Origin of the sequence: Cellulomonas sp. A375-1 (genome assembly GCF_001040865.1) — a bacterium.
GTDB lineage: Bacteria > Actinomycetota > Actinomycetes > Actinomycetales > Cellulomonadaceae > Cellulomonas > Cellulomonas gelida.
In genome coordinates, this window is sequence record NZ_LFKW01000134.1 from 57,534 (window position 1) to 57,807 (window position 274).

1 protein-coding gene is annotated in these 274 nt (G+C 72.3%); it reads right to left on the reverse strand.

Translation table 11 applies throughout. From position 1 onward, the window contains the following. On the reverse strand, positions 1–258 hold a 258-nt coding region (locus CWIS_RS18150), incomplete at its 3' end, for a fibronectin type III domain-containing protein (protein ID WP_304413446.1). Between the last annotated feature and the right edge of the window lie 16 nt (positions 259–274).

Here is a 274-nt window from a genome sequence, read left to right on the forward strand (position 1 = left end):
CCCGGTCTTCGTCGTGACCGACAGCGCGGAGGAGGCTGCGGAGACGTTGCCCGCCGCGTCCTTGGCCCGCACCGTGTACGAGTACGCGGTGGCGGCCGTGAGGCCGGTGTCCGTGTACGTCGTGCCGGTGGCCGACCCGACCTTCGTCGTGCCGCGGTAGACGTCGTAGCCGACGACCCCGACGTTGTCCGTGGACGCCGTCCAGGACAGCGCCACCGAGGTCTCAGTGACCGTGCCCGCCGTCAGGCCCGTGGGCACGCTGGGTGCCTGCGTG